This window comes from Dapis hubbardiae BLCC-M172 (assembly GCF_050016015.1).
Taxonomy (GTDB): domain Bacteria; phylum Cyanobacteriota; class Cyanobacteriia; order Cyanobacteriales; family Microcoleaceae; genus Trichodesmium.
The window spans coordinates 1-22,921 of record NZ_JBNHEQ010000098.1; the positions used below are offsets into that span (position 1 = coordinate 1).

A 22,921-nucleotide genomic window follows, 5' to 3' on the forward strand; every position below is an offset into this window, starting at 1 on the left:
CTGCTGCTTCGCATCCTTTGAGAATCCCCGTCTTTTTAAAGCGGGGAGAAGTCAATAACCAAAATGTAACTTAAAGTGGTAGTCTAGTTCATAGAAAAAAATGTCTGGCATAAATGGCTAAGTAAATCCCATTCTTATGTAAAAAGCCGAGCCAATAAGTCATAAGTCCAGACAATTATATAGGGTCAAAAATAAATTGGCCGTCATCTGCCCACTCACAAGCAGATCGATTCCTAATAGATAAAATGTTAAACTGTTTGAGAAAGTGATTATGCTAGACAATGCTGGTGCGATCGCAGTCCTTAAACACAGAAATAAAGACTACAGCAAGTTAGAAAAATTAAGCAGATAACTATGGCATACAAAAACGCAGTATTAGATGACAAAGCACTGCAAGAAGGCTTAAATAGTATCAACCCCAAATTTGGGGACTTTTGTACTCGTGTAGCAGGTGAAGCATGGGGTCTACCAATAATAGACCAAAAAACCAAAGCTCTAATCACAGTAGCAATAGATGTAGTTAATCAAGATCATGTAGGTCCGGGAAACCCATTTGGCGCTCACGTTAAGATGGCAATGTCTCAAGGGGCAACTTTGGAAGAAATAGAGGAACTGCTAGTATTCACCTGTGTTTATGCAGGATTTAATAAAGCAGCAGGTTGCTTTGGTGCCCTCGGAGAATTAAAAGAGGAATTAAACGAATTATTCCCACCGAAATAATTAAGATTTGCTGAAAAAAAAGTGTTTGGGTAGGGTGCGAAGTCTTGGAGGTGTGAGAAGTTTGAGGAGATAAAATCTTGTTTGCTCAAAAAGCTTCAAAAATCTTTGGGTAACTTCAGCAGAAGTATAGATAAACTCGTAATATTCTGAAAAGCAAAGGCAGCAAACTATGCTATCAACTCTAATCAAGAAAGGAGAAGTTGCCGACTATTCTAGTCGTGACCAGGAAGCACAAGTAGCTTTCTATGTTCTCCTTTGGAAAAGAAAAGGAATAACCCTCGAACTATTTGACGACTATTGGAGAGATGTTCACGGACCAGTTTGTGCCCGTCTACCAGGTCAGTACCAATATTGGCAATTTCATGTTGCCCATAATGATGGGGGAATATGGCCTAGTATCGGAAACTTAGTGGATGCTTCTACTCCAGAAGAAAACTTTGATGGCATTGCTGAATTAACCTTCAAAACAGTAGAAGACCGCGAAACATGGTTCAAAGCGGCGACTATTTTGATGGATGATGAGCATAACATCTTCAGCAAAGCAATAGGTTATAATACAAACCCTGGTAACTCTATAACCTTCAAAGATGGAATTGAAAATGGTTCTCCTAATGGTCATCAAGGGTTAGAAAAGTACCACTGCATGATTAGGAAAGCTGATGGAGTAAGTGTAGAAGAGTTTCGTACATACTATAAAGAGAAGTTTGCTCCAGCTCTGGCAAAAATGGATCAAGTGTTGAAACTGCGATTACATCTATTTGAGGAAGTTGATAACACTAGGCCAGATGCAGGTGGAGTATCCCACTCTGAACTACCAGAACTAAATTATCAAGCTGCAGTAGAAATAGCTTACTGGAACCGCTTAGAACTAGAACTACTTTTTGTATCTAAAGAATATCAAGAGTTAGTGAGCGAACACAGTAAGTATGTTAAACAAATAAGACCATTTCCAGAAAGGACTGCTTACACATTTGTCAATGATGGTAAAATGACATTGGCAGGTCAGCGAAGCTCAACAGTAGCTCAGTTAATTATGGATATTGGAGCTGCTAATCAACTACAAAATGATGTAGTTGATCTAATGTTGACTAATAATTTGACTCATTAATTCTTAATTTTAACCAAGCAAAAAACAACTAACGGGGATATTATGCGCCAACGCACAAATTACTACAAAGACCTAGCAGTAGATTACTCTCGAGCCGTTCCAGTAGCTGCTGATGTTGCCACAGAGATGATTACTCTAGCAGAAAAATTTATTTCTATGAAAGAGGAAACATTACCAGCAGTTGGTCCTGACTACACATTAGAACAAATAGAGAAAGAAAATAAAGAGTGGTGGCCTACTCATTGTGAAGCTTTGAGGCAGAGTCGCGGTGATCTTCTCACGGCAGAATATTACAAGGATTTGATTTATTTGTGCCAAGACGGACAATATTTTGGTCTAGAGGAACAAAAAGAAAGGGAACAGCATTGGTGGGCATTGATTTCTCAGCCAGGATGTGTTATGTGCTGGCCAATAGTTATGTTTTCTGGAGAACATACATTTTTTGAGTGGAAAAGTGTAGATGTGGAAACTAACGAAACTATTGCAAAGGGAAATGTAACTTGGGTGCGTCGCGGTCACAGAGGTGGTTGCTATTTGAAAACTGAACAATTAACATTCTACCGGGATGTATTTGCAGCAGCAGAACTTCTGAAATTGATTACGACATAAAACTAGATATAGTAATCCTAGACAGGTTGCAACATTTTTGTGTAGGGGTTTGGTTTCCCAACCCAAGTCATTTCAGTTTTGTGTAGGGGTTTGGTTTCCCAACCCAAGTCATTTCAGTTAACAGTTAACAGTTAACACCTGCCTCTGGCTAAACCCAGAGGCTTGAAATACTGAATTTGATTTCTCTTGGTCGATTAGATATGGCGTTTAGCGTTCCGCACAACTTTCCTGACGGAATGCTCCGCAAACGTTAACGCTGCGCGACATATAAAGCGGAGCGGCTCTGCGCTCTTCGGGAGACCCGCTCCTACGGACCCGCTTCGCTAACGCCATCTCATCCTGACGGACTGCGAGCAATTCATGTCGCGAAGCGAAACGACCGCTTTTTCATCCCCTTAAAAGGGGAGGCTTGAGACCTGATTTTTTGGTGAAAAAGGGATTTGGAGACCAAACCACTACAGTTTTTTTCACAAGTTATTACTGAAAATCTGGCGCTTTTTTTATTCTCAAAAAGTCTAAAGCATTTATTGTTAAAGGTTTGAGATTTAATCAGCAGAGTAACAACTAAAAAAAGTCTGAGATAATTGTAATAATTGCAATCTAATTGAATCTCTTATTTTGAGTTATTTTATCTGATTTGAAAGCTAGAATAACATCTGAATAAATATTTCATTTGTAGATTATACCCAATAAAGAAAATCAGGAGTCAAAAAAAATGGCAACAGCAACAAAAGGTAAAATTGGAGTCTTAATTGAAGACCATTTTGATTCTACAGAATATCGTAAATTTAATGAATTTTTTCCCACAAAAGGCTATGAAGTAGAATATATTACTCACTTGTGGGGGCAAAAAGAACTACATTTTGGCTCTAACCCAGAGAATAATGTTGTGGAAGAACAAGTTACAGTTTCCACAGAAGTTAATGATGTTAATCCCTCAGATTATAAAGGTATTATCTGTATTGGTGCTTATGCCACAGATAGGTTGCGTTATCAGGTAAACCCCAAAAAAGGTGAAAAAAATCAAGCACCAGCAGTAGTATTTTTGCGGAATGCTGTTAATACAGAAAATGTAAAATTAGGAGCAATTTGTCATAGTTTATGGCTGTTTTGTGCTGACAATGAAATGCTTAAAGATAAAAAAGTTACCTGCGCTCATAACATTATTTGTGATGTAGAAAATGCTGGAGCAGATGTAATATTTGATGGAGACCAAACAGCAGATTTAGTTATTGATGGTAACTTAATCACAGCAAAACATCCAGGTGTAACAGATGAATTTATGGAAAAATTTGTCGAAGCGATCGAAGCTAATGGATAATTGATAATTGATAATTGATAATTGATGATTAGAGATAGTTTTCATTATCCATTATTAATTAAATCAAGTACGGTTTTAACCAAAGGTAATTATCTATTATTCACGATCAATTAATGAGACACCCAAACAAGAAACCGGGTTGATTGCATTTATTGTTTTCTGAATGCGAAATTTTGAGAAACCTGGTTTCTGCATAAGTCCTAATTAAAAAATTTGTAAACACAGTTTAAAAATAATCCAAACATGAGTATCCCAGTAGAGTTTACCTTCTCAGACCTGATCGCCGGGTATGTTACTAACTTCAACTCAGCTACAGATATTTTTGGCATCAAAACAACAGATGGCAGAGAATTTCAAGCCCGACTATCCCCCACAAGTTATGCCAAACTAATACAAAACTTAGATGAAGCATACCCAGATGCAACAGGTTCTATGCGCTCAATGTTGCAACCTGGTCGGTATCTATTCACTTATGGAGTATTTTACCCAGATAGTCCCATATTTGAAGCCAAACAAATAGTATTTGTCGGTCGTCAAGCAGATGACTATATATTTGAAAAACAAAACTGGTGGGTAGATCAGGTTCGCTCCCTAGCTAATTTTTATGTCAAAGCTCAATTTGGTGACGAAGAAATAGACTACCGCGACTATCGCACAACCCTAAGTCTATCTGGTGCAAAATCACAGGTAAACTTCCGTCAAGAAACTGATACTATCTCCCGGATGGTTTACGGAATGGCTACAGGATACATGATGACTGGGGACGAAATTTTCCTAGAAGCAGCAGAAAAAGGTACTGAATATCTGCGAGACCACATGAGGTTTGTGGACTTAGACGAGGGTATTGTTTATTGGTATCATGGTATCGATGTGCAAGGGGAACGGGAACAGAAAATTTTCGCTTCAGAATTTGGCGATGACTACGATGCTATTCCTGCTTACGAACAAATTTACGCCCTGGCAGGTCCGTTACAAACTTATCGCCTCAATGGTGACCCTCGGATCATGGATGATACGGAGAAAACTATTAAGTTATTCAACGACTTTTTCCTAGATAAAAGCGATCGTGGTGGTTATTATTCTCACTTAGATCCTATTACTTTAGATCCAGTGAGCGAGTCATTAGGGCGGAACAAAGGTACCAAAAACTGGAACTCAGTGGGGGACCATGCACCAGCATATCTAATTAATCTCTGGTTGGCAACAGAAAAACCAGAATATGCAGATATGCTCGAATACACTTTCGATACTATCGAAAAGCGTTTCCCAGACTACGAAAACTGCCCCTTCGTCAATGAAAAATTCTTTGAAGACTGGAGTCCAGACCAGACTTGGGGATGGCAGCAAAACCGAGCAGTAGTTGGTCACAATATGAAAATATCCTGGAATTTGATGCGGATGAATAGTCTCAAACCCAAGGATGCTTATGTTAATATGGCGAAGAAAATTGCTGAGTTGATGCCAGCAGTGGGTAGTGACCAACAACGAGGTGGTTGGTATGATGTGGTAGAAAGAGCATTAGGAGAAGGTGAACAGACTCACCGTTTTGTTTGGCACGATCGCAAAGCTTGGTGGCAGCAAGAACAGTCTATTCTAGCTTATTATATTCTGGCTGGAGTTTTAGGAGATGGAGAATATCATCGTTTAGCGCGGGAAGCTGCTGCTTTTTATAACGCTTGGTTCCTGGATACAGAAGATGGTGGGGTTTATTTCAACGTTCTTGCTAACGGTATTCCTTTCTTGGCAAGTGGTAATGAAAGAGGTAAAGGTTCCCACTCCATGAGCGGTTATCACTCCACAGAATTATGTTTCCTCGCTGCTGTTTATACTAATTTGTTGGTGACTAAGCAACCAATGGATTTTTACTTTAAGCCTATTCCTGGTGGGTTCCCTGATAATATTTTGCGAGTATCACCGGATATTCTGCCTCCAGGTAGCATTAAAATTGGTTCGGTAGAAATTGATGGGAAACCCTACAGTGATTTTGATGCGGATAAACTTTTTGTCAAGTTGCCTGAAACTAAGGAACGGGTGACAGTTAAGGTAAATATTGTACCGAACTGATAAAGTATAGTAAGTTCAGTAGTGTAGTGACACAGCCAAAATAGTCCAATAGTAGGGGCGGGTTTTAAGTAGAATTTTAATGCTTACTCTAAGATTTATATAAACCCGCCCCAATGCACAAAATTAGCTGTGTCAGTCCAGTTCAGTAGGGTGCGTTAGAGAAGCGTAACGCACCGAAATATATGGGAGAGGCGGTGCTTAACTCGAACCCGAAAAATATATGGGAGAGGCGATGCGTTACATTTAATTTTTCCTGACGGAATGCTCCGCAAACATATCGGCGACAGCCGAAAACGCACCCTACTGAACTAATTATTATGTTGGGTTACTCCTGCAAAGAAGCAAGCTACGTTCCATGCTTTGCTTTGCTTTGCTAACGCAAACAACCCAACCTACATCTAAAACATCTGAGTATTATTACAATAAATCAAATGGCAATCGAAATTAATATTAGAACAGAAGAAGAAATTAAAGTAGTAGAATTAACAGGAGACATTGACGCGAATACAGCACCTAAAGTTTCCGAACAAATACTACCCCTAACTACTCCTGACAGTAAAATTCTAGTAGATATGACCAATGTGCCATATATGTCTAGCGCTGGGTTACGCACATTACTATCTTTATACCGACAAACACAAGCAAAAAATGGAAAAGTAGTATTGGTAGGACTTTCTGAAGAACTTGAAGATACTATGTCTGTAACTGGGTTTCTAGACTTTTTTACAACTGCTACCAATGTTGAGTCAGGAATAGTAACACTCAAGGAATAATTGATAATTCATAATTAATAATTGATAATTAGGACTTGCTGATTAAATCTCAAAAATTTCTAATTTCTCCTGACTTTATAGGGATGTTGCATGCAATGTCTACTCCCTAGAGTAGCAAAAAGACTTTTTCAGTAAACCCTAATTAGAGATGGTTTTCATTATCAATTATCAATTATCCATTATCAATTATCCATTATTAATTATCAATTATCCATTATTAATTATCCATAAGTCATGTTACTAGATCGTATTGATATTCACCCTACCCACAGTCACGGTGACTTTAAACTGCGTAGTGGAAAGTCTTTTCCATTCGGTGCAACTATGGTGCCTGGGGGAGTAAATTTTTCCATCTTCTCTTCTCATGCCACATCTTGTACATTGGTATTGTTTCAAAAAGGCGCTTCAGAACCAATGGAGGAAATTCCTTTTCCTGAAGAATTTAGGATAGGGAATGTCTATTGTATGATTGTCTTTGACCTTGATGTTGAGAATATCGAATATGGTTACCGCATGGATGGACCGAATAATTTCCATGACGGTCAATGGTTCGACAAAAGTAAAATTCTTATGGACCCCTACGCTAAAGTTATTGGGGGTCGGGATGTTTGGGGGGAAATACCAAACTGGGATGATACTTATCAACACCGAGCCAGAATTGCTTATGATGATTTTGACTGGGAACACGATCGCCCTCTAGAAATTCCGCCAGAAGATCAGATTATTTATGAAATGCACGTTCGTAGTTTTACTGCTCATCCCTCTTCTGGCGTCAAACATCCGGGAACATTTGCTGCTATTCGTGAAAAAATTCCCTATCTGAAAGAATTAGGTGTTAATGCTGTTGAGTTAATGCCTGTTTATGAATTTGATGAGTTTGAAAATTCCCGCCCCAGCCCGATAACAGGGGAAATGCTCTACAATTATTGGGGTTATAGCACGGTCGGATTTTTTGCTCCGAAAGCTGGATATGCAGCTACAGGTAAGTTAGGGATGCAGATGGATGAGTTAAAAACTCTAGTTAAAGAGCTGCATAAAAATGGAATTGAAGTAATTCTGGATGTTGTTTTCAACCACACAGCAGAAGGAAATGAAAATGGTCCGACAATTTCTTTCCGGGGTATTGACAATAAGACCTATTATATGTTAACACCCGAAGGTTATTATTTTAACTTTAGTGGTTGCGGTAATACTATTAATTGTAATAACCCAATTGTCAGAAATGTGGTATTAGATTGTTTGCGCTATTGGGCAAGTGAATATCATATTGATGGTTTCCGGTTTGATTTGGCTTCAATTCTTGGACGTGACCCCTGGGGCGCACCATTAGCAAATCCTCCACTGTTAGAAACTTTGGCTTTTGACCCAATTTTAGCTAACTGTAAGTTAATTGCAGAAGCTTGGGATGCTGGTGGTTTATATCAGGTAGGTTCTTTTCCTGCTTTTGGACGTTGGGCAGAATGGAATGGTAAGTATCGCGATGCTATTCGGAAGTTTATTAAAGGTGATTGTACTGTAGGAGAAATGGCGCAACGCATACAAGGTTCCCCAGACCTCTATGCTTGGCAAGGTCGCGCACCCGCAACATCTATTAATTTTATTACCGCCCATGACGGTTTCACTTTAGCTGATATGGTGTCCTACAACGATAAACATAATGAAGCTAATGGGGAAAATAATAATGATGGTGCGAATGATAACGAAAGTTGGAACTGTGGGGCGGAGGGTTGGACTGATGACCCAGGAATAAATGCTTTGCGTAGTCGTCAGATGCGAAATGCGATCGCAATTATGATGGTTAGTCAAGGTGTACCCATGTTGCTGATGGGTGATGAAATAGGGCGGAGTAAAAATGGTAATAATAATACTTATTGCCACGACTCGGAACTAAATTGGTTAAACTGGGAATTTCTGGGAACTAATGCCGAATTATTTAGGTTTGTAAAGAATTGTATTGCATTTCGGAAAGCTCACCCAGTATTAAGAAATCACAACCATTTCCGAAATCAAGATTATGCTGGTAGTGGGAATTTAGATATTACTTGGCATGGTACTCAGGTTTGGAATGCTGACTGGTCTGAACATTCTCGGACTATTGCTTTTATGCTTTGTGGTAAACACGCCAGAGAAGCAACAGAAAAAGATAATGATATTTATGTAGCAATGAATATGCACTGGGAAAGTATCTGGTTTGATATTCCCGGTTTATCAGATGGGAAGAAGTGGTACGTTTTTGCTAATACTGCTTGTGCCTCACCACAAGATTCTTGGGTACCTGGGACTGAACCTGTGTTAGAAAATCAACAGGGGTTATTGCTTGGCGATCGCTCCGTAGTTATTCTGGTAAGTAGATAAGGAGTAGGGGAGTAGGGGAGTGGGGGAGTGGGGGAGTGGGGGAGTGGGGGAGTGGGGGAGTAATTTTTTGGCCCTTGTCTGCCTTTAATGCTAACTTTCTGCTCTCCCACCCTTTTTTCGTGAAATTGCTAAAGAAACCGGGTTTATTACCCTGATTATTATTGTTTAAATCACGAAATTTCGTAGATCAATCCAGTTTCTGCGTAAGTCCTAAAAATCACAAAAAATCAACAACAAAGGAAAAATTATGGCTTTTACAGCAACCCTAGAAACAATCAAAGATAATATTGCTAAAATAACATTATCTGGAGAATTAGATGGAGCTACAGCTCCTGATTTTAAAACAAAAGTAGAGGAAGCAGCAGCGACAAGTCCGAAAAGACTTGTTTTGATGATGCAAGACCTAGAATTTATGGCAAGTGCAGGTCTACGGGTATTGATTTTTGCTAAACAAAAAATGGGAACAGGTGTTGATATTTATATGGTAAGTGTTCAAGAAATGGTGCTGGATACTATCAAGAAAACTGGCTTCGATCAGAGTGTTTATTTGCTGGATGAATATGATGCAGCTAAGATAGAAGCTTAATTAATGGATAATGGATAATGGATAATGAAGACTATCTCTAATTATCAACTGTCCATTATCCATTGGTAAAGAGGCTTTAAACCTCTGGAGATTAATTAGGGTTTGCTGAATAAGTCTTTTAGTGAGGGGGAAGAGTTGTAGGGGTAGATTTCCTACAGAATACTGCGCATTCATGTCGGCGACAGCCGTTTAGCTAGCGCACAAGGGGCGTTTTTCATGTCACGAAGCGTTAACGTTTGCGGAGCATTCCGGAACGGAAAGTTGTGCGGAACGCTAAACGCTGCGGGACATATAAAGCGTTTGTGGAGTATGACCTAGGATAGCTTTGCAGAATGCAAAACGCCAATTACCCGTACAGGAGAAATGGGAGTTATAGGTAGGTAGTCAGAAGAATAGTCCCTTAATTTTTCTGCCATAGTTACCCCAAAATGCTAACTTTTTTAGCTCTATCAACCGAAAAGCTGGTACTTTTTCAAGACCTGAAATTGCTAAAACCTTTATCCGTCAATACTTTTATATTTAATCAGCAAACCAGAATTATCCATTATTAATCATCCATTATCAATATTATCAGCAATGGGAACAACAGAAGAAAATCTGAGAGAAGAAATAAAGTCTCTGCAAAAGGAAATGGCGAGACAACAAGATGAAATAGCAGCTTACCGACTAGCTCAAAAGGTATTGATAGAAGTAACGACAGGATGCTCCTCTAAACCAGGAGGAATTATTAAGGCTGCTTTACAAAAAACTTTGGATGTTTGTGCTGATGTCACTGCCACAGAAAAAGGAAGTTTATTTTTACTAGATCCTGCATCTAAGAAAATTGTAGATGCTATTCTCACTCGCACTGAAGTAAGTCCCGAACAACGGACTAAACTAATAGGTAGTGTTTTAGATAAAGGGTTAGCAGGTTGGGTAAGTCGTAACCGTGAGATAGGATTAATTACTGATACAGAACAGGACGATCGCTGGCTAACTTTACCTAATCAACCTTACATAGTTCGTTCAGCATTAGGTGTTCCAATTATCAATAATCAAAATTTGCTTGGTATTATTACTTTATTGCACTCTCAACCTAATCATTTTACCGACAGAATGGCAGAGTCAATGGAAGCTACTGCTGAACAAATAGGGTTAGTTCTCGAAAATGCTAGACTGTATGGACAACTAGATATTTATTCTAAAGCTCTTGACCATGAGTTAGAAAAGGGTAGACAAATTCAGATAGATTTTCTCCCTTATGATATTCCTAAGTTGGATGATTGGGAAATAGTTGCTTGTTTTCATCCTGCTAAACAAGTAGCGGGAGATTTTTACGATGCTTTTACTCTTGGCAACGATCAAATAGGGTTAGTAATAGCGGATGTTTGTGATAAGGGAGTGGGTGCAGCATTATTTATGGCTTTATTCCGCAGCTTAATTCGCATCTTTTCTTCTGAGGAAGATAAATTACAAGCAACTACAACTTCAATTAATTTAGCTCACGAGAAAGCTCTTCAAGCTGTTCGCCTTACTAATGACTATGTTGCGCAAAACCATTGGCAAATGAGTATGTTTGCTACATTATTTTTTGGGGTGCTAGATCCAAAAACGGGTTTACTTAGTTACGTTAATGGAGGACATGAACCTCTGTTTATTATTAATCAAGATGGCATAAAACAGACCCTAAATTCTACTGGACCTGCGGTAGGAATGATGCCAAATATGAAGTTTGAAATTAAAGAAGTTCAGTTAGAGCCTGGAGAAATACTAATAGGTTATACCGATGGCGTGACTGAAGCAAAATGCCCGGAGGGAAAATTATTTACAGATAAAAGACTAAAAGAAATGGTGGAAAAGCCGGCTAATTCTGCATCAGAATTGATAGGGCGCATTAAAAATAAGTTGTTTGATTATATGGAAGATGCAGCACAATTTGATGATATTACAATGTTAGCGGTGCGGAGAAATTAACTAAAACTATTAGAAAAGAGGGAGTAGGGAGTAGGGAGTAGGGAGTAGGCAGTAGGGGGTCATTTCAGTTAGCCTCCTGCGGAGGAGCTGCGCTAACAGTTATCAGTGAACCTCAGACTAAACTCGGAGGCTTGAAATACCGAGTTAAATATTTTTTTCATTCCCTTAAAAGGGGAGGCGCATACCCACAATTTTCCGCTAAAAAATTGGTTATTTTTGTGCAATAATTTACTTGATTTTTTATTAAAAAAAAACACAGAAAGGAGGATTTATGGAAGCATTAATATTACTAGGAAAACTAGAGAACTTAGGACGAATTCGTCAATATGTTAAGTCAGCAGCAACAGAAGCGGGTTTAGAAAAAAAAGTATCATATAAATTATGTTTAGCAGTAGATGAAATAGCAACAAATATTATTACTCATGGTTATAATGAGAATGGATTAGAAGGAAGTATATCTGTAGAAGCTAAAATAGATGAAACAAGTTTAACCGTTTATATTGAAGATACGGCAAAACCTTATGATCCTACTACGAAAGAAGCACTTACAGAAGAAGACTTAAAAAAAAGAATGGAAGAGCGTCCCCTTGGTGGTTATGGAATTCACTTAGCTTATCAAAGTGTTGATAAGTTTATTTATGAACATATAGGTGATCGGAATCGTAATATTTTAGTTGTGAATAGGACTACAACATAATAATATGAAATACGTTAATGTTTGTTACTCAAGATTGATAGGGACATAGGGAGATGGGGAGATGGGGAGATGGGGAGATTCGTATATTTGCAGAATTTTTTGTATTTAATATAAGAATAATTTTACTTAATAGACTTCTCCAAAAATGACCAATAAAATCAATTATTATCCATAACAAGACTTACGCAGAGGTGCTATATATAGAGTCAAAAAACTATATCGTTATAGTTTTGAACACTATATACATGGTCTTTGCGTAAGTCCTATATAAATCAGGACTTACGCAAAGACCATGTATAAATTGTGTTTTTCGTAGGGCCAATTTCCTAGGTCATGCTCCGCAAACATGAATTGCTCCTGCGGATAGCGTCTCTGCGTAAGTCCTATAAATTATAAATTACCGAATTATTAATTATTAATAATTAAATAATTCGCGCCTTGAAGCCTCCCCTTGGATAGGGGAAAAAAGCGGTCGTTTCGCTTCGCGACATGAATTGCTCGCATTCCGTCAGGATGGGATGGCGTTTTGCTTCGCAACATATAAAGCGGAGCGGCTCTGCATTCTTCGGGTCTCCTTCCCTCCGGGACGCTAAACGCCATATCCAATCGACCAAGAGAAGAAATCATATTTCCTGATATTCAATTAAGAACGGTTTTAACCAGAGGTAATTATCAATTAATGAATCTCCCCTATTCCCTGTTCCCTGTTCCCTGTTCCCTCTTTTATGGAGATGTCTAATATGCTAAATCAAAATTACTTAAAACCAGGTGACTTACTACAAGTTATTTCACCTAGTGGTTGTCTGCGAGAGTTAGATGCTTTTAACAAAGGAGTAGAAATTTGGCGATCGCGTGGCTACCAAGTTGAACTAACTCCAGGCTACGATAAGGAGTGGGGTTATTTAGCAGGTACAGATGAAAGTCGCTGTGGTCAATTAGCAGAGGCTATTAATAATAAAAATATTCGTGGAATTCTCTGTGCTAGGGGTGGTTATGGTGCTGCTCGCTTACTGGAAAATTGGCAATGGCCATCAATACCTACACCTAAATGGTTGATTGGTTTTTCTGATATTACAGCCCTACTATGGACATTTAGCAAAAAAGATTTTACCTGCGTTCATGGTCCATTATTGACTACCTTATCTGCTGAACCAGAGTGGTCAATTCAACGACTATTTGATTTGGTAGAGGGTCGTCCCTTAGAACCTTTAAAAGGAAAGGGTTGGGGTGGTGGTCAAGCAAAGGGCTATTTAATGCCTGCAAATTTGACTGTTGCTACTCATTTATTGGGTACTAAGTATCAACCAGATTTGACTGGGACAATTTTAGCTTTAGAAGATGTGAATGAAGCTCCTTACCGGATTGACCGAATGTTGACCCACTGGCGCATGGCTGGTGTTTTCCAGCAGGTTAAAGGTATAGCTCTGGGGCGGTTTAGCCAGTGTTCTCCTGGACGAATGGAGCGTACTGAGTTTACTGTGGAGGAAGTATTGTGCGATCGCTTGGCTGACCTAAATATTCCTATTGTCTCCGATCTTCCCTTTGGCCATGATGGCTCCAATGCAGCTCTCCCTCTAGGAGTAGAGGCCAATCTTGATGGAGACCGAGGTATTTTGGAAATTGTATCAAATCCGGTAGTATAGGTATAAAAAAGCCCAGAAACCGGGTTTGTATCAAATACCCTTGTACGGACGTTGCATAAGGGCGTCCCTACCATTAACCTCCAACAAACCCGGTTTCTGATATGACTTCCGTGAAGAGGGGATTTGATATTATCAGGAAGTAATACTATGTCCGATTGAACGCTTATAATTTAAGATAGTAGGGGAGTAGGGGAGTAGAGGAGTAGGGGAGTAGGGGAGTAGGGAAGTAGGGGAAAAATTAAAATATATCCTCTTGATAGCCAAATATTTTATTTATACCTAATCATCCGGACATGATATAAGAATTAGACAGATATTGATAATTAGGGTTGGCTGAATAAATATCAAAGCATTAACTGGTATTGGTTTTAGCCTTTTTAAGTCCTGAAAAAGTACCTAATTTTTGACTGTTGTTGTCTCAAAATAGTAAAGTTTTGACCATATCTGTCAGAAAATCTGGGTAGTCCTGCATAGTAATGGTGAAGATATTTGTAATTTTTCCCCACACTTCCCACATTTCCCACACTTCCCACACTCTCTCTACCATTACTATGCACCACCACCAAAATCTGGCCTTAGTAGACAGTCTAAACTGTTCCCTGTTCCCTGTTCCCTATTCCCTTGCCTTACTAGCAGACTTATTCAGCAAGCCCTAATTATAGCGGTTTTCACTTCATGACTACAAAACTTCTTCCTTATTACTGGGTTTAATATCCCGATGAATAATAGGTGGTTGACGACTATGCACATAATCTAAAATTTTTAATAGCTCTTTGGCGATCGCTTTAATATCATTTTCGCTAAAGGTACGACCAGACTGTATCCAGTCGGACAAAGATTTAGCCTCAATATAAGTTTGAACTAGGGCAAAACCTTTTCCTAACTCCATCTCCACATCAAAGTAATCCAGGTATTCAGGAATGGCGGGATGTTCGATAAATTTCAGCACTTCAGCTTTCCGTTCAAACAGTTTCAGATGTTCCCAAGTAAAGTCGGAGCTAAATAACAACAACTTAACCACAACCAAGGAATCTGTTTGTAAGTCGTTAGCCAGAAAAGTTCTACGACCAGTTTGAGTGCCAAGTACAGATTGGATGCGATAGCGATCGTGTCAAATTTGACCTATGAATTGTTCCATCGCTTTTGCTGTTAATTTAGCTATTTGGACTGGTTGTTTATCCGATCTCAAATCCGTTGGCTTCCGAGTAATATAGCACTACGCATTCAGGGCAAGGACATTTATAAATTCTAAAACCCCTTAACAGTCTACTGTTCCCTGTTCCCTATTCCCTATTCCCTATTCCCTAGCGCTATATAATTCCGTAGATCGTCATACAATGGGTAAGGGCGAATGGCCATTCGCCCCTAACATATAGACTCGGATCTTTGAATACTGAATAACACCGATGCTACCGAATTTGATATGATACCAAATTTAGTTATTTGACTTTCAGTATGACAAAATTAAACGAAATCTTCTGATAAAACTCAGTAGTAAAATTTTTCCTATCTTTTTTTGCTATTCTTAGGCTTGACATTATACTCCTGCAAAAGTATATTTATAGATTTGGATTAACTCATACTATCTTGAAAATAATGGTTATCATTAGACCAGAATTACAAATTTTAGTGTAAGGTTCTTGGTTACTGATTTAAAGATATGCTCTAATCTATAAAATATTCTCTATTCCTATAGGCACTGACTATGAAGATAGATCATCAAATACAAAATCTAAATTACGAAATCTTATAGTGACTAAAACATAAGGTCTCCTGTCCCTTTGAGGGGGATGAAAAAAATAAACTTCAGTATTTCAAGCCTTTGACTTTCCTGCCGAATGCTGCGCAAACAGCCAGAGGAACTGATAACTGATAACTGATAACTGATAACTGATAACTGAAAAGACATCTGGCACCTGAAAAATGACTAATCAACAAACTCTCAGGCGGAAACTCTTAGACTTAGACAACGGTAACTACAAAGCCTACAGAGACATTCAAGGTAGTTACGAATTTCCTGACTTTACCCTAATAATTGACTATGTTCAGGGAGACCCCTTTGCCGCCCCTAGTAAGCTTCGGGTACAGGTGCCTTATACAGTTGCTGGCTTTCCTCCAGAACTTTATAACAATCCTATTCGGGAAATGGCCTTACGAGATTTCCTGACTCGCAAATTTGACAGACTGGCCTACGAAGTTAGTGGACGTCGTGGGACTGGCAAAAGTGGGATGATAGCTATTACGAAAATGGGGCAGGAAGTTCTAGAACGAACATCAGTATACCTAGTTAAGATTGCCCCCCCGGCTCCCAAACCTGCTCCTGGTGAAAACCCAGCTTTACAAAGGGCAAAACCAATAAAATTAGGCAATCAAAAGGGTGTAGAAGTCCGATTAGTAGTAGGATTACCTGCTGGTGGCCGTCGGATTTTAGGTAGGCAAGCGGCAGAGATGCTTTGTGATGATATCCCCTATATTGTTCACCGGAGTCTAAAGTATGAACAATTAGATGCTGATGCTTGTCGCCGTCATGTAGAAACTGTAGAAGATACAGATTGGTTACGGAAACAGTTGCCAGAAAAAAATTTAGTGGCTTTTGTGGCTAATGGGGCAATTTTACCCCGTCGGAGTGGGGTTGACGATCGCCCTTTATCTTCTGATGAAGTAGTACCATTTAAGTCTCCCTCTTCTCTAGAAGTAGAGTTTGAATGTCCCAATCAAGGTAAAATTTCTGGTATGGGAATTCCTCAAGGGGTGACATTAATTGTTGGTGGTGGTTATCATGGTAAGTCCACTCTGCTGAAAGCAATTGAAAGAGGGGTTTATAATCATGTTCCTGGTGATGGACGTGAATTTGTGGTGACAGATGCGACAGCAATTAAAATTAGAGCGGAGGATGGTCGTAGTGTTGCTGGTGTAGATATTTCTCCTTTTATTAATCAGTTGCCTCAAGGTCGTTCGACTACTCAGTTTACTACTGAAAATGCTAGTGGTAGTACATCCCAAGCTGCAAATATTATGGAAGCTTTGGAGGCGGGTTTAGGAAATAATAGTAAGTCTGAAGAAACTGAAACTACAGAAACTGCAACGACTTCTACTCCTCCTGTGTTATTAGTGGATGAGGATACAGCAGCTACTAATTTTATGATTCGCGATCGCCGAATGCAAGAACTTATTACTAAGGAACAGGAACCAATTACCCCTTTTATTGATAAGGTACGACAGTTATATACTGATTATCAAGTCTCAACTATTTTAGTTATGGGTGGTAGTGGTGACTACTTTGAGGCAGCAGATAAAGTTATTGCGATGGAAAATTTCCAAGTACAAGAAGTTACGGAGAAAGCTAAGGAGATCGCTGAAAAATACACCACTGGTCGTACTGCTGAAGGCGGTGAAAAATTTGGTGAAATTCGAGCGCGAATACCACTACCAGCAAGTTTAGACCCCAGTCGGGGGCGACGAGATGTGCGTTTAAAAGTGCGAGATGTTGACGAGGTAGTATTTGGGAATGAAGATGTTGACCTTTCTGCTGTGGAGCAATTGGTAAGTAAAGACCAACTAAGGGCAATTGGTGCCGCTATGGTTTATGCTAAAAAACAATATATGGATGGTAATCGGACTTTATTAGAAATTATTGATGCTGTTATGGCAGATATTGAATCTAAGAGTTTGGATGTTTTAGTTCCTTTTCCACAAGGAGATTTAGCTTTCTTCCGACGGTTTGAGTTGGTTGCAGCAATAAATCGTCTGCGAACTTTGGCAGTTAAATAATAGTGTTAGGTGCAGGTCAAAATTCAAAGTTCAAAAGTAATTTCTGAGCAGAAAATCAGGTCAATAGCCTCCCCTAATAGGGACAGGACTTACGCAAAGGTACTATATATAGAGTTAAAAAACTATAACGTTATAGTTTTGAACACTACATAGATGGTCTTTGTGTAAGTCCTAAGGGAATGAAAAAATCAACTTGAGTATTTCAAGCCTTCCTATTCGGTGGAGGTACTGATAACTGTTAACACAGTTCCTCCGGAGGAGGCGAACTGAAATGACTGAGTTTTGGGTTAAGAAGCAATCTCAGGGGTGACGTGAGATTGCTTTCTTCCACTCTGTTGCAGTGGCAATGACTTTACAGCGCTTTTGAGAAGAATTTATAACAAGCTCTTGATTAATTCGTATTGTATGAATATCTTTTAAATCGTTACGAACCTGAACGAAAATTATATTTAGCTATTCCAGAAGAAGTACGTCAATCAGTTTTTGAAGAAGAGGCTGGAATAGTATTAATAGAAGATTGAATATTACGTCTTTTGAGCTTTAATCCCACTCAAGAGGTAATTGTCAAATCAATATCCTAAATATTGAACTAAAGCAAGCAATTCTCAAAGTCTTACAAGACTATATCTAATATATTGGGAATGATCCAGAAACTCAAATTAAATTAATCATAGATGAAATTCATAATCATTACTTACTGATAGAAATAGGTTGGCAAAGTAGTAGACGAATTTATAGAACTTTAATCCATCTCGACATTATCAAGGAAAAAATTTGGAGACGAAAAGATTGTACAGAAGAGGGTATTGCTAATGAAATTGTTAATTTAGGTATATCTCATAAGCAAATTGTACTTGCCTACAAAACACCTGAGCGACGCAATATTAATGATTTCGCTGTTTATTAACATCGTAGGGGTTTGGTCTCCAAACCTCTACACTTTTCGCAAGTCATTACTAATAACTGAATTAACCCATCCTTGCTAATACTCCCCTCTATTTGTGAGACTAAACCTCTGCTTTAAATCTTTTGAAAACTGGTTTGATTTCATAACCAATAGCTTGTGAAATTAATTTGCATTCTTGTGGAGTAACAAGTTTTCTGACATATTCAGGAAATTTTTCTGGGATATAAGTTTCTTCTAACCACTGATGAAATTCTCCCAATAATTTATAGGGATAAATATTAGCAAGCTGTTCACCTCTTGTATCTGGATAATGGTGAATATACTGTTCAAAATCTGTTTTATATCCATTCTCTCTTAACCAGTTACACCAAGTTTTACCCACTGAAATATCAATAGTTGCTCTATCATGTAAAGGAACATTTTTAGATTCCAAATTCCTCATTAATTTACCAATTTCTTCAAAGATACACCATTTATTTCAGTTCAGTTTTCTGTTCAAATAACTTTAAGCGTTCGTACCAAACACGTTGGTAAGGGTGCAAATTTATAGGTTCTTGAGTAGCAGGTTTTTGACCTGTGAAAAGCCATTGCTCAACCCACTCAGACACCATCATTTCAAATTCAGGCGAGAGCCACATCGCAAAAGAAACAGCAAGTTTAGGATGAATCCAAACTTCTTGATTTTTACCAAAAAATTAAGGTATAAAGCCTCTCCATTCATGGATAAAAAAGAAAAAGAATCATTTTAGCCAATCCTCTTTTTTATAAGAAGAGGTAATTCTCAATTCTCAATTCTCAATTCTCAATTCTTGAACAAAAAATGAGGGCATGCGCCTCCCCTTGGATAGGGGATGAAAAAATATTTAACTCAGTATTTCAAGCCTCCGAATTTAGTCGGAGGTTCACTGATAACTGATAACTGATAACTGAAATGACCTTCTCCTTTTTTTTCCACAAGCTGATAAACCTCAAGTTTTGTTTTATCGGATAAAAGCTCTACATATTCATTTGTTCTATCCTTTTCAAACCAGCTATTGGGGTTTCTATACTTTCCTGTTTTACTTGTATATGCTCTCGCTAATTTAGTTGCATTAATATAGCCATCAGAATTGCGCTGAGTAACTACTAATTCACCAAAAGGGTATTCAATGTAGTCCATTCTAATTTATTTCTTTTTCAATAATTTATTCAATTTAAAAAGTAGCATTTTGTTATAAGAAATATAAAACAAATTGAGTGGCATTTTCCGAACTAAAAAGTTCGTCAACCACTAAATCACAGAATAAATTTTTGTTGTAAAATACTATGAATTTTGACTAGATTTTTGGGGTTGGTGATTAGGTAATGTTCTTCAATATTTGTGAACTCTATAACTATAGTTTTTTCATAGATATTTAAGACAACAGCATTACCCATTTACTAATGCCATATTTTTTAGCTTATTCTTGCCAATACTTCCCTCAACACATCTGCACTTACCTTATCTGTCACTGTTACTACTCCTACTCCAGTCGGTAAGACAAACCTCACTTTACCTGCTTTTACCTTTTTATCCGTCTGTAAAGAAACCAAAATCTCCTCAATATCTAACCCACTCGGTAACTTTGTCGGTAAACTAGCTTTTTCTATCAAAGCTAACTGACGGCGATCGCTCTCTTCATCCCACATTCCTGACTCTACCGCTAACCGACTCGCAGCAACCATCCCAATACCTACCGCCTCCCCATGAGTCACCACAGTATAACCAGTCAAACTTTCCACAGCATGACCAACAGTATGACCGTAATTCAAAATTGCTCTTAACCCCGACTCTTTCTCATCTTTTGCTACCACATCTGCCTTACTTTGGCAAGACCTAATCAAAATTTCCTCTAATAACCCTGGTGTTAAATTATTAATTTCATCAAGACCCTGACTATTCTCCATCTGAACAAATAATTCTGCATCCCAAATTACTCCATATTTAATTACTTCTGCCATTCCCCCCCGAAATTCTCGCACGGGTAAAGTCTTCAGCACCTCTGGGTCAATTAATACTAACCGTGGTTGATGAAAAGCACCGATAAGATTTTTTCCTTGAGGATGATTAACTCCCGTTTTTCCACCAATAGCAGCATCCACCATTGCCAGTAGAGAAGTAGGAACTTGCACCACATTTAAACCCCGCAACCAAGTTGCAGCAGCAAACCCAGTCATATCTCCAACTACTCCACCACCAAGAGCAACCATTGTTGAAGAGCGTTCCAGACGGTGTGCTAAAGCTGCATCATAAATATTGTGAAGAGTTTGGGGAGTTTTATATTCTTCTCCTGCGGGGAGAATGCAGTGAGAGACATCAAAACCTACTTGTTGGAGTGAGGCGATCGCTCTTTCCCCATAATGAGCAAATATTTCTGGGTTAGAAACTAGCAAGACTTTTTTGCCCAGGTTAAGGGGTTGCATCTTTGGGCCAAGTTGGTCAAGGTTGCCAGGAGCGATTGTTATCTCATAGGATTTTTGGGGAAGTTGAACGGTTATTGATGCCATGAGTAGTTTAGGACTTTGCTATTTTTAACAATAAATATTAGACTTAATTTTATAGTTTTATTTGCCGTTTTGGAGAAAAGTTAATGACTGTTGAAGGAATTATTGCTTTTTTTGTTTTATTTGTTGCTTTTTTAGGTGTAGCTACAGTTTTAATGTTTGGCTTGCGTGTTGTTAAGTTAATCTAGAATTGTAGAATTTCTCCCGTTAGACTTTATTTTGATAGTTTGACGGGGGGAAAAATTTTGTTTAGCTGGACTTTAAAAAAAACAGAATAACAAATGAAAATACTTAAGTTTGGTATTTTAATCTCTATCGCTCCTACAATTATTGCAAGTTTGGTAATGCCTTGGGTGCGATCGCAACCACTGGCTAGGTGAAACACTAGAATGTTCATCAAAGAAAGGTCCTTCACGTTCTACAAATTTTCCTAGTATTTTCAGATTTGTCATAGCTGATCCTTAAAATGGGAAGTCATTGACCTTATTTTTTGGTTAGAATATAAACACGAAATATACCTAATCAAATTACTGATCTAAAATTACTATATGAGGTAGATTATTTGCAGTGGTTAGAAAAAACTATAAATATACTAAATAATCATAAATTGGAAAACCTAGATTATGAGAACTTAATTGTAGAGTTATAAGCATTGGGTAGAAGTGAAAAAAGTGCTTTTAAAAGTTGCGTAACTTTAATTATTCAACATTTGCTACTTTATCAATATTGGTCATAAGAAAGAGCTAATAATTCTAGGCATTGGCGTGGAGAAATTTTGAATTTTCGGACTCTGTTGAAATTAAGACTCACAAGAAATTTACGAAATTATTGAGGTGAACGAATTAATTATCTTTACCTTAAAGTCAGAAAAATTGCTGAGATTAAATCACAACTTCAATTACCTGAAATTAATCCCTATATTCTCGAACGGATATTAGATGAAGATTGGCTGCCATAGTAATTAAATTTAAGAGTAAAAATAAGATTTCATATATAGAAATATGCCCATAGGTTGTGAGAAATTAAAAAGTTGAAACTCCCACCTATTCCCTGTTCCCTCCATACCTAAAAAGCAGTAAGATTTTTGCCACGAATATGCGGAGGATTGCTATAGCATATTTCAAGTGTCTGTAGTGCGAGAATATTACCTGCAAAAGGTGTACTTCATCAAGATAAAATATACCTATAGATTGCCAAATGTTTTTGACGCTACAATAATTTTATAAAATTATTTCATATCTTTTTTTGCAAATAATTATTGAAGCAAATAATATGACAACTAATCAAGACCCCTATAACTTAAATCGTTTTATCATAGCTCAAGATAAAATCTATAAAACTGTTATAAAAGAGCTAATAAACGGCAAAAAGCAAACTCCATTGGATATGGTACATCTTTCCTCAAATAGATGGATTAGGAAAAAGTGCAACATCAAAGCACTATGCTATAAAAAGTATAGAAGAAGCTCGACAATATCTAAATCATCCTGTCCTTGGCAAAAGGCTTTTAGAATGTACAGAAATTGTTATTGCTGTTGAAGAAAAATCCATTTCAGAAATCTTTGGTTTTCCTGATGATTTGAAGCTAAAATCGTCTATGACATTGTTTGCTCATATAGCAAAACCTAATTCGATATTTGCTCGTATTATTGATAAGTATTTTGAGGGAGAAAAAGATGTAAAAACTCTCAATCTATTACTTTGCTAGCTCCATATTTAAACCACACTATGGAGGTTATCAGGAGTCAAATTAGAATTAGAGAAGTTTTGGAGTTAGTGAGGTACAAAGTTTTATCTTTTTATTATAGATGGGAGAGAAAGATTAATCCTCAACTTTACCTCACTATCCTCAAAAGTGCTGTAAACAAAGAAACAGGGTTTCTAAGTTTAT

Annotated in this window: 22 protein-coding genes and 1 pseudogene; 17 read left to right on the forward strand and 6 right to left on the reverse strand. The window is 37.9% G+C overall.

Annotation, left to right across the window (positions count from 1 at the left end; genetic code table 11):
• Positions 1-354: 354 nt before the first annotated feature.
• The 11 genes from ACP6PK_RS09335 (at position 355) to ACP6PK_RS09385 (ending at position 13,829) form a co-directional block, all read left to right on the forward strand.
• Complete coding sequence (locus ACP6PK_RS09335) at positions 355-720, forward strand: carboxymuconolactone decarboxylase family protein (protein ID WP_094676066.1); 366 nt, start codon at positions 355-357, stop codon at positions 718-720.
• 169 nt (positions 721-889) lie between these two features.
• A complete protein-coding gene (locus tag ACP6PK_RS09340; RefSeq protein WP_094676068.1) occupies positions 890-1,828 on the forward strand; it encodes an EthD domain-containing protein in 939 nt (312 codons plus the stop codon).
• A 42-nt stretch (positions 1,829-1,870) separates the two neighbouring features.
• Positions 1,871-2,437: a hypothetical protein gene (locus ACP6PK_RS09345; protein WP_094676070.1), complete on the forward strand. Its 567-nt coding sequence runs from the start codon at positions 1,871-1,873 to the stop codon at positions 2,435-2,437.
• A gap of 715 nt (positions 2,438-3,152) precedes the next feature.
• Positions 3,153-3,758, forward strand: coding sequence for a DJ-1/PfpI family protein (locus tag ACP6PK_RS09350; protein ID WP_426559377.1), 606 nt, complete (start codon positions 3,153-3,155; stop codon positions 3,756-3,758).
• Between the two features lie 243 nt (positions 3,759-4,001).
• Entirely contained in the window at positions 4,002-5,822 is a 1,821-nt protein-coding gene (locus ACP6PK_RS09355) for an AGE family epimerase/isomerase (RefSeq protein ID WP_426559378.1), read from the forward strand.
• Positions 5,823-6,253: 431 nt separating this feature from the next.
• On the forward strand, positions 6,254-6,595 hold the full coding sequence (locus ACP6PK_RS09360) for an anti-sigma factor antagonist (RefSeq protein WP_426559379.1): 342 nt from the start codon (positions 6,254-6,256) through the stop codon (positions 6,593-6,595).
• 234 nt (positions 6,596-6,829) lie between these two features.
• Positions 6,830-8,950, forward strand: coding sequence for a glycogen debranching protein GlgX (gene glgX / locus ACP6PK_RS09365; protein ID WP_426559380.1), 2,121 nt, complete (start codon positions 6,830-6,832; stop codon positions 8,948-8,950).
• 247 nt (positions 8,951-9,197) lie between these two features.
• Complete coding sequence (locus ACP6PK_RS09370; RefSeq protein ID WP_426559381.1) at positions 9,198-9,536, forward strand: anti-sigma factor antagonist; 339 nt, start codon at positions 9,198-9,200, stop codon at positions 9,534-9,536.
• Positions 9,537-10,112: 576 nt separating this feature from the next.
• Complete coding sequence (locus tag ACP6PK_RS09375; protein ID WP_426559382.1) at positions 10,113-11,489, forward strand: GAF domain-containing SpoIIE family protein phosphatase; 1,377 nt, start codon at positions 10,113-10,115, stop codon at positions 11,487-11,489.
• Between the two features lie 271 nt (positions 11,490-11,760).
• Positions 11,761-12,186 (forward strand): ATP-binding protein, encoded by a 426-nt coding sequence (locus ACP6PK_RS09380; RefSeq protein ID WP_094671731.1) that lies wholly within the window; start codon positions 11,761-11,763, stop codon positions 12,184-12,186.
• Positions 12,187-12,926: 740 nt separating this feature from the next.
• Positions 12,927-13,829, forward strand: a complete 903-nt coding sequence (locus ACP6PK_RS09385) for a S66 peptidase family protein (RefSeq protein WP_426559383.1) — start codon at positions 12,927-12,929, stop codon at positions 13,827-13,829.
• Between the two features lie 418 nt (positions 13,830-14,247).
• On the opposite strand, the gene ACP6PK_RS09390 is transcribed toward ACP6PK_RS09385, so the two are convergent.
• Together ACP6PK_RS09390 and ACP6PK_RS09395 are read right to left on the reverse strand one after the other, a co-directional pair.
• Positions 14,248-14,376: a hypothetical protein gene (locus tag ACP6PK_RS09390; RefSeq protein ID WP_426559384.1), complete on the reverse strand. Its 129-nt coding sequence runs from the start codon at positions 14,374-14,376 to the stop codon at positions 14,248-14,250.
• A gap of 132 nt (positions 14,377-14,508) precedes the next feature.
• Entirely contained in the window at positions 14,509-14,925 is a 417-nt protein-coding gene (locus ACP6PK_RS09395; protein WP_256386661.1) for a serine/threonine protein kinase, read from the reverse strand.
• An 827-nt stretch (positions 14,926-15,752) separates the two neighbouring features.
• On the opposite strand from ACP6PK_RS09395, the gene ACP6PK_RS09400 reads away from it, so the two are divergent.
• The 3 genes from ACP6PK_RS09400 to ACP6PK_RS09410 all read left to right on the forward strand — a co-directional run bounded on the left by ACP6PK_RS09400 (position 15,753) and on the right by ACP6PK_RS09410 (position 18,507).
• Entirely contained in the window at positions 15,753-17,600 is a 1,848-nt protein-coding gene (locus tag ACP6PK_RS09400; RefSeq protein ID WP_426559385.1) for an ABC-ATPase domain-containing protein, read from the forward strand.
• A gap of 401 nt (positions 17,601-18,001) precedes the next feature.
• Positions 18,002-18,121 carry an element excision factor XisH family protein gene (locus tag ACP6PK_RS09405; RefSeq protein ID WP_143438339.1) on the forward strand — a complete coding sequence of 40 codons (120 nt, stop codon included), beginning with the start codon at positions 18,002-18,004 and terminating at the stop codon, positions 18,119-18,121.
• A 137-nt stretch (positions 18,122-18,258) separates the two neighbouring features.
• Positions 18,259-18,507: an element excision factor XisI family protein gene (locus tag ACP6PK_RS09410; RefSeq protein ID WP_256386662.1), complete on the forward strand. Its 249-nt coding sequence runs from the start codon at positions 18,259-18,261 to the stop codon at positions 18,505-18,507.
• A gap of 100 nt (positions 18,508-18,607) precedes the next feature.
• Here the strand turns inward: ACP6PK_RS09410 and ACP6PK_RS09415 are convergent, their stop codons facing one another.
• The 4 genes and pseudogenes from ACP6PK_RS09415 to aroB form a co-directional block, all read right to left on the reverse strand.
• Positions 18,608-18,973, reverse strand: a complete 366-nt coding sequence (locus tag ACP6PK_RS09415) for a BstA C-terminal domain-containing protein (RefSeq protein ID WP_472846373.1) — start codon at positions 18,971-18,973, stop codon at positions 18,608-18,610.
• 7 nt (positions 18,974-18,980) lie between these two features.
• Positions 18,981-19,184 (reverse strand): annotated as a pseudogene (locus ACP6PK_RS09420) (KilA-N domain-containing protein); the annotation flags it as partial.
• 191 nt (positions 19,185-19,375) lie between these two features.
• Complete coding sequence (locus ACP6PK_RS09425; RefSeq protein ID WP_426559387.1) at positions 19,376-19,666, reverse strand: KilA-N domain-containing protein; 291 nt, start codon at positions 19,664-19,666, stop codon at positions 19,376-19,378.
• A 275-nt stretch (positions 19,667-19,941) separates the two neighbouring features.
• Entirely contained in the window at positions 19,942-21,033 is a 1,092-nt protein-coding gene (gene aroB, locus ACP6PK_RS09430) for a 3-dehydroquinate synthase (protein WP_426559388.1), read from the reverse strand.
• An 83-nt stretch (positions 21,034-21,116) separates the two neighbouring features.
• Between aroB and petL the strand changes: the two genes are divergently transcribed.
• The 3 genes from petL to ACP6PK_RS09445 all read left to right on the forward strand — a co-directional run bounded on the left by petL (position 21,117) and on the right by ACP6PK_RS09445 (position 22,738).
• Positions 21,117-21,218, forward strand: coding sequence for a cytochrome b6-f complex subunit PetL (gene petL / locus ACP6PK_RS09435; protein WP_094676688.1), 102 nt, complete (start codon positions 21,117-21,119; stop codon positions 21,216-21,218).
• 338 nt (positions 21,219-21,556) lie between these two features.
• Positions 21,557-21,679: a DUF29 family protein gene (locus tag ACP6PK_RS09440; protein ID WP_371357583.1), complete on the forward strand. Its 123-nt coding sequence runs from the start codon at positions 21,557-21,559 to the stop codon at positions 21,677-21,679.
• A 756-nt stretch (positions 21,680-22,435) separates the two neighbouring features.
• A complete protein-coding gene (locus ACP6PK_RS09445) occupies positions 22,436-22,738 on the forward strand; it encodes a DUF1810 domain-containing protein (protein ID WP_246844494.1) in 303 nt (100 codons plus the stop codon).
• Positions 22,739-22,921: the final 183 nt, after the last annotated feature.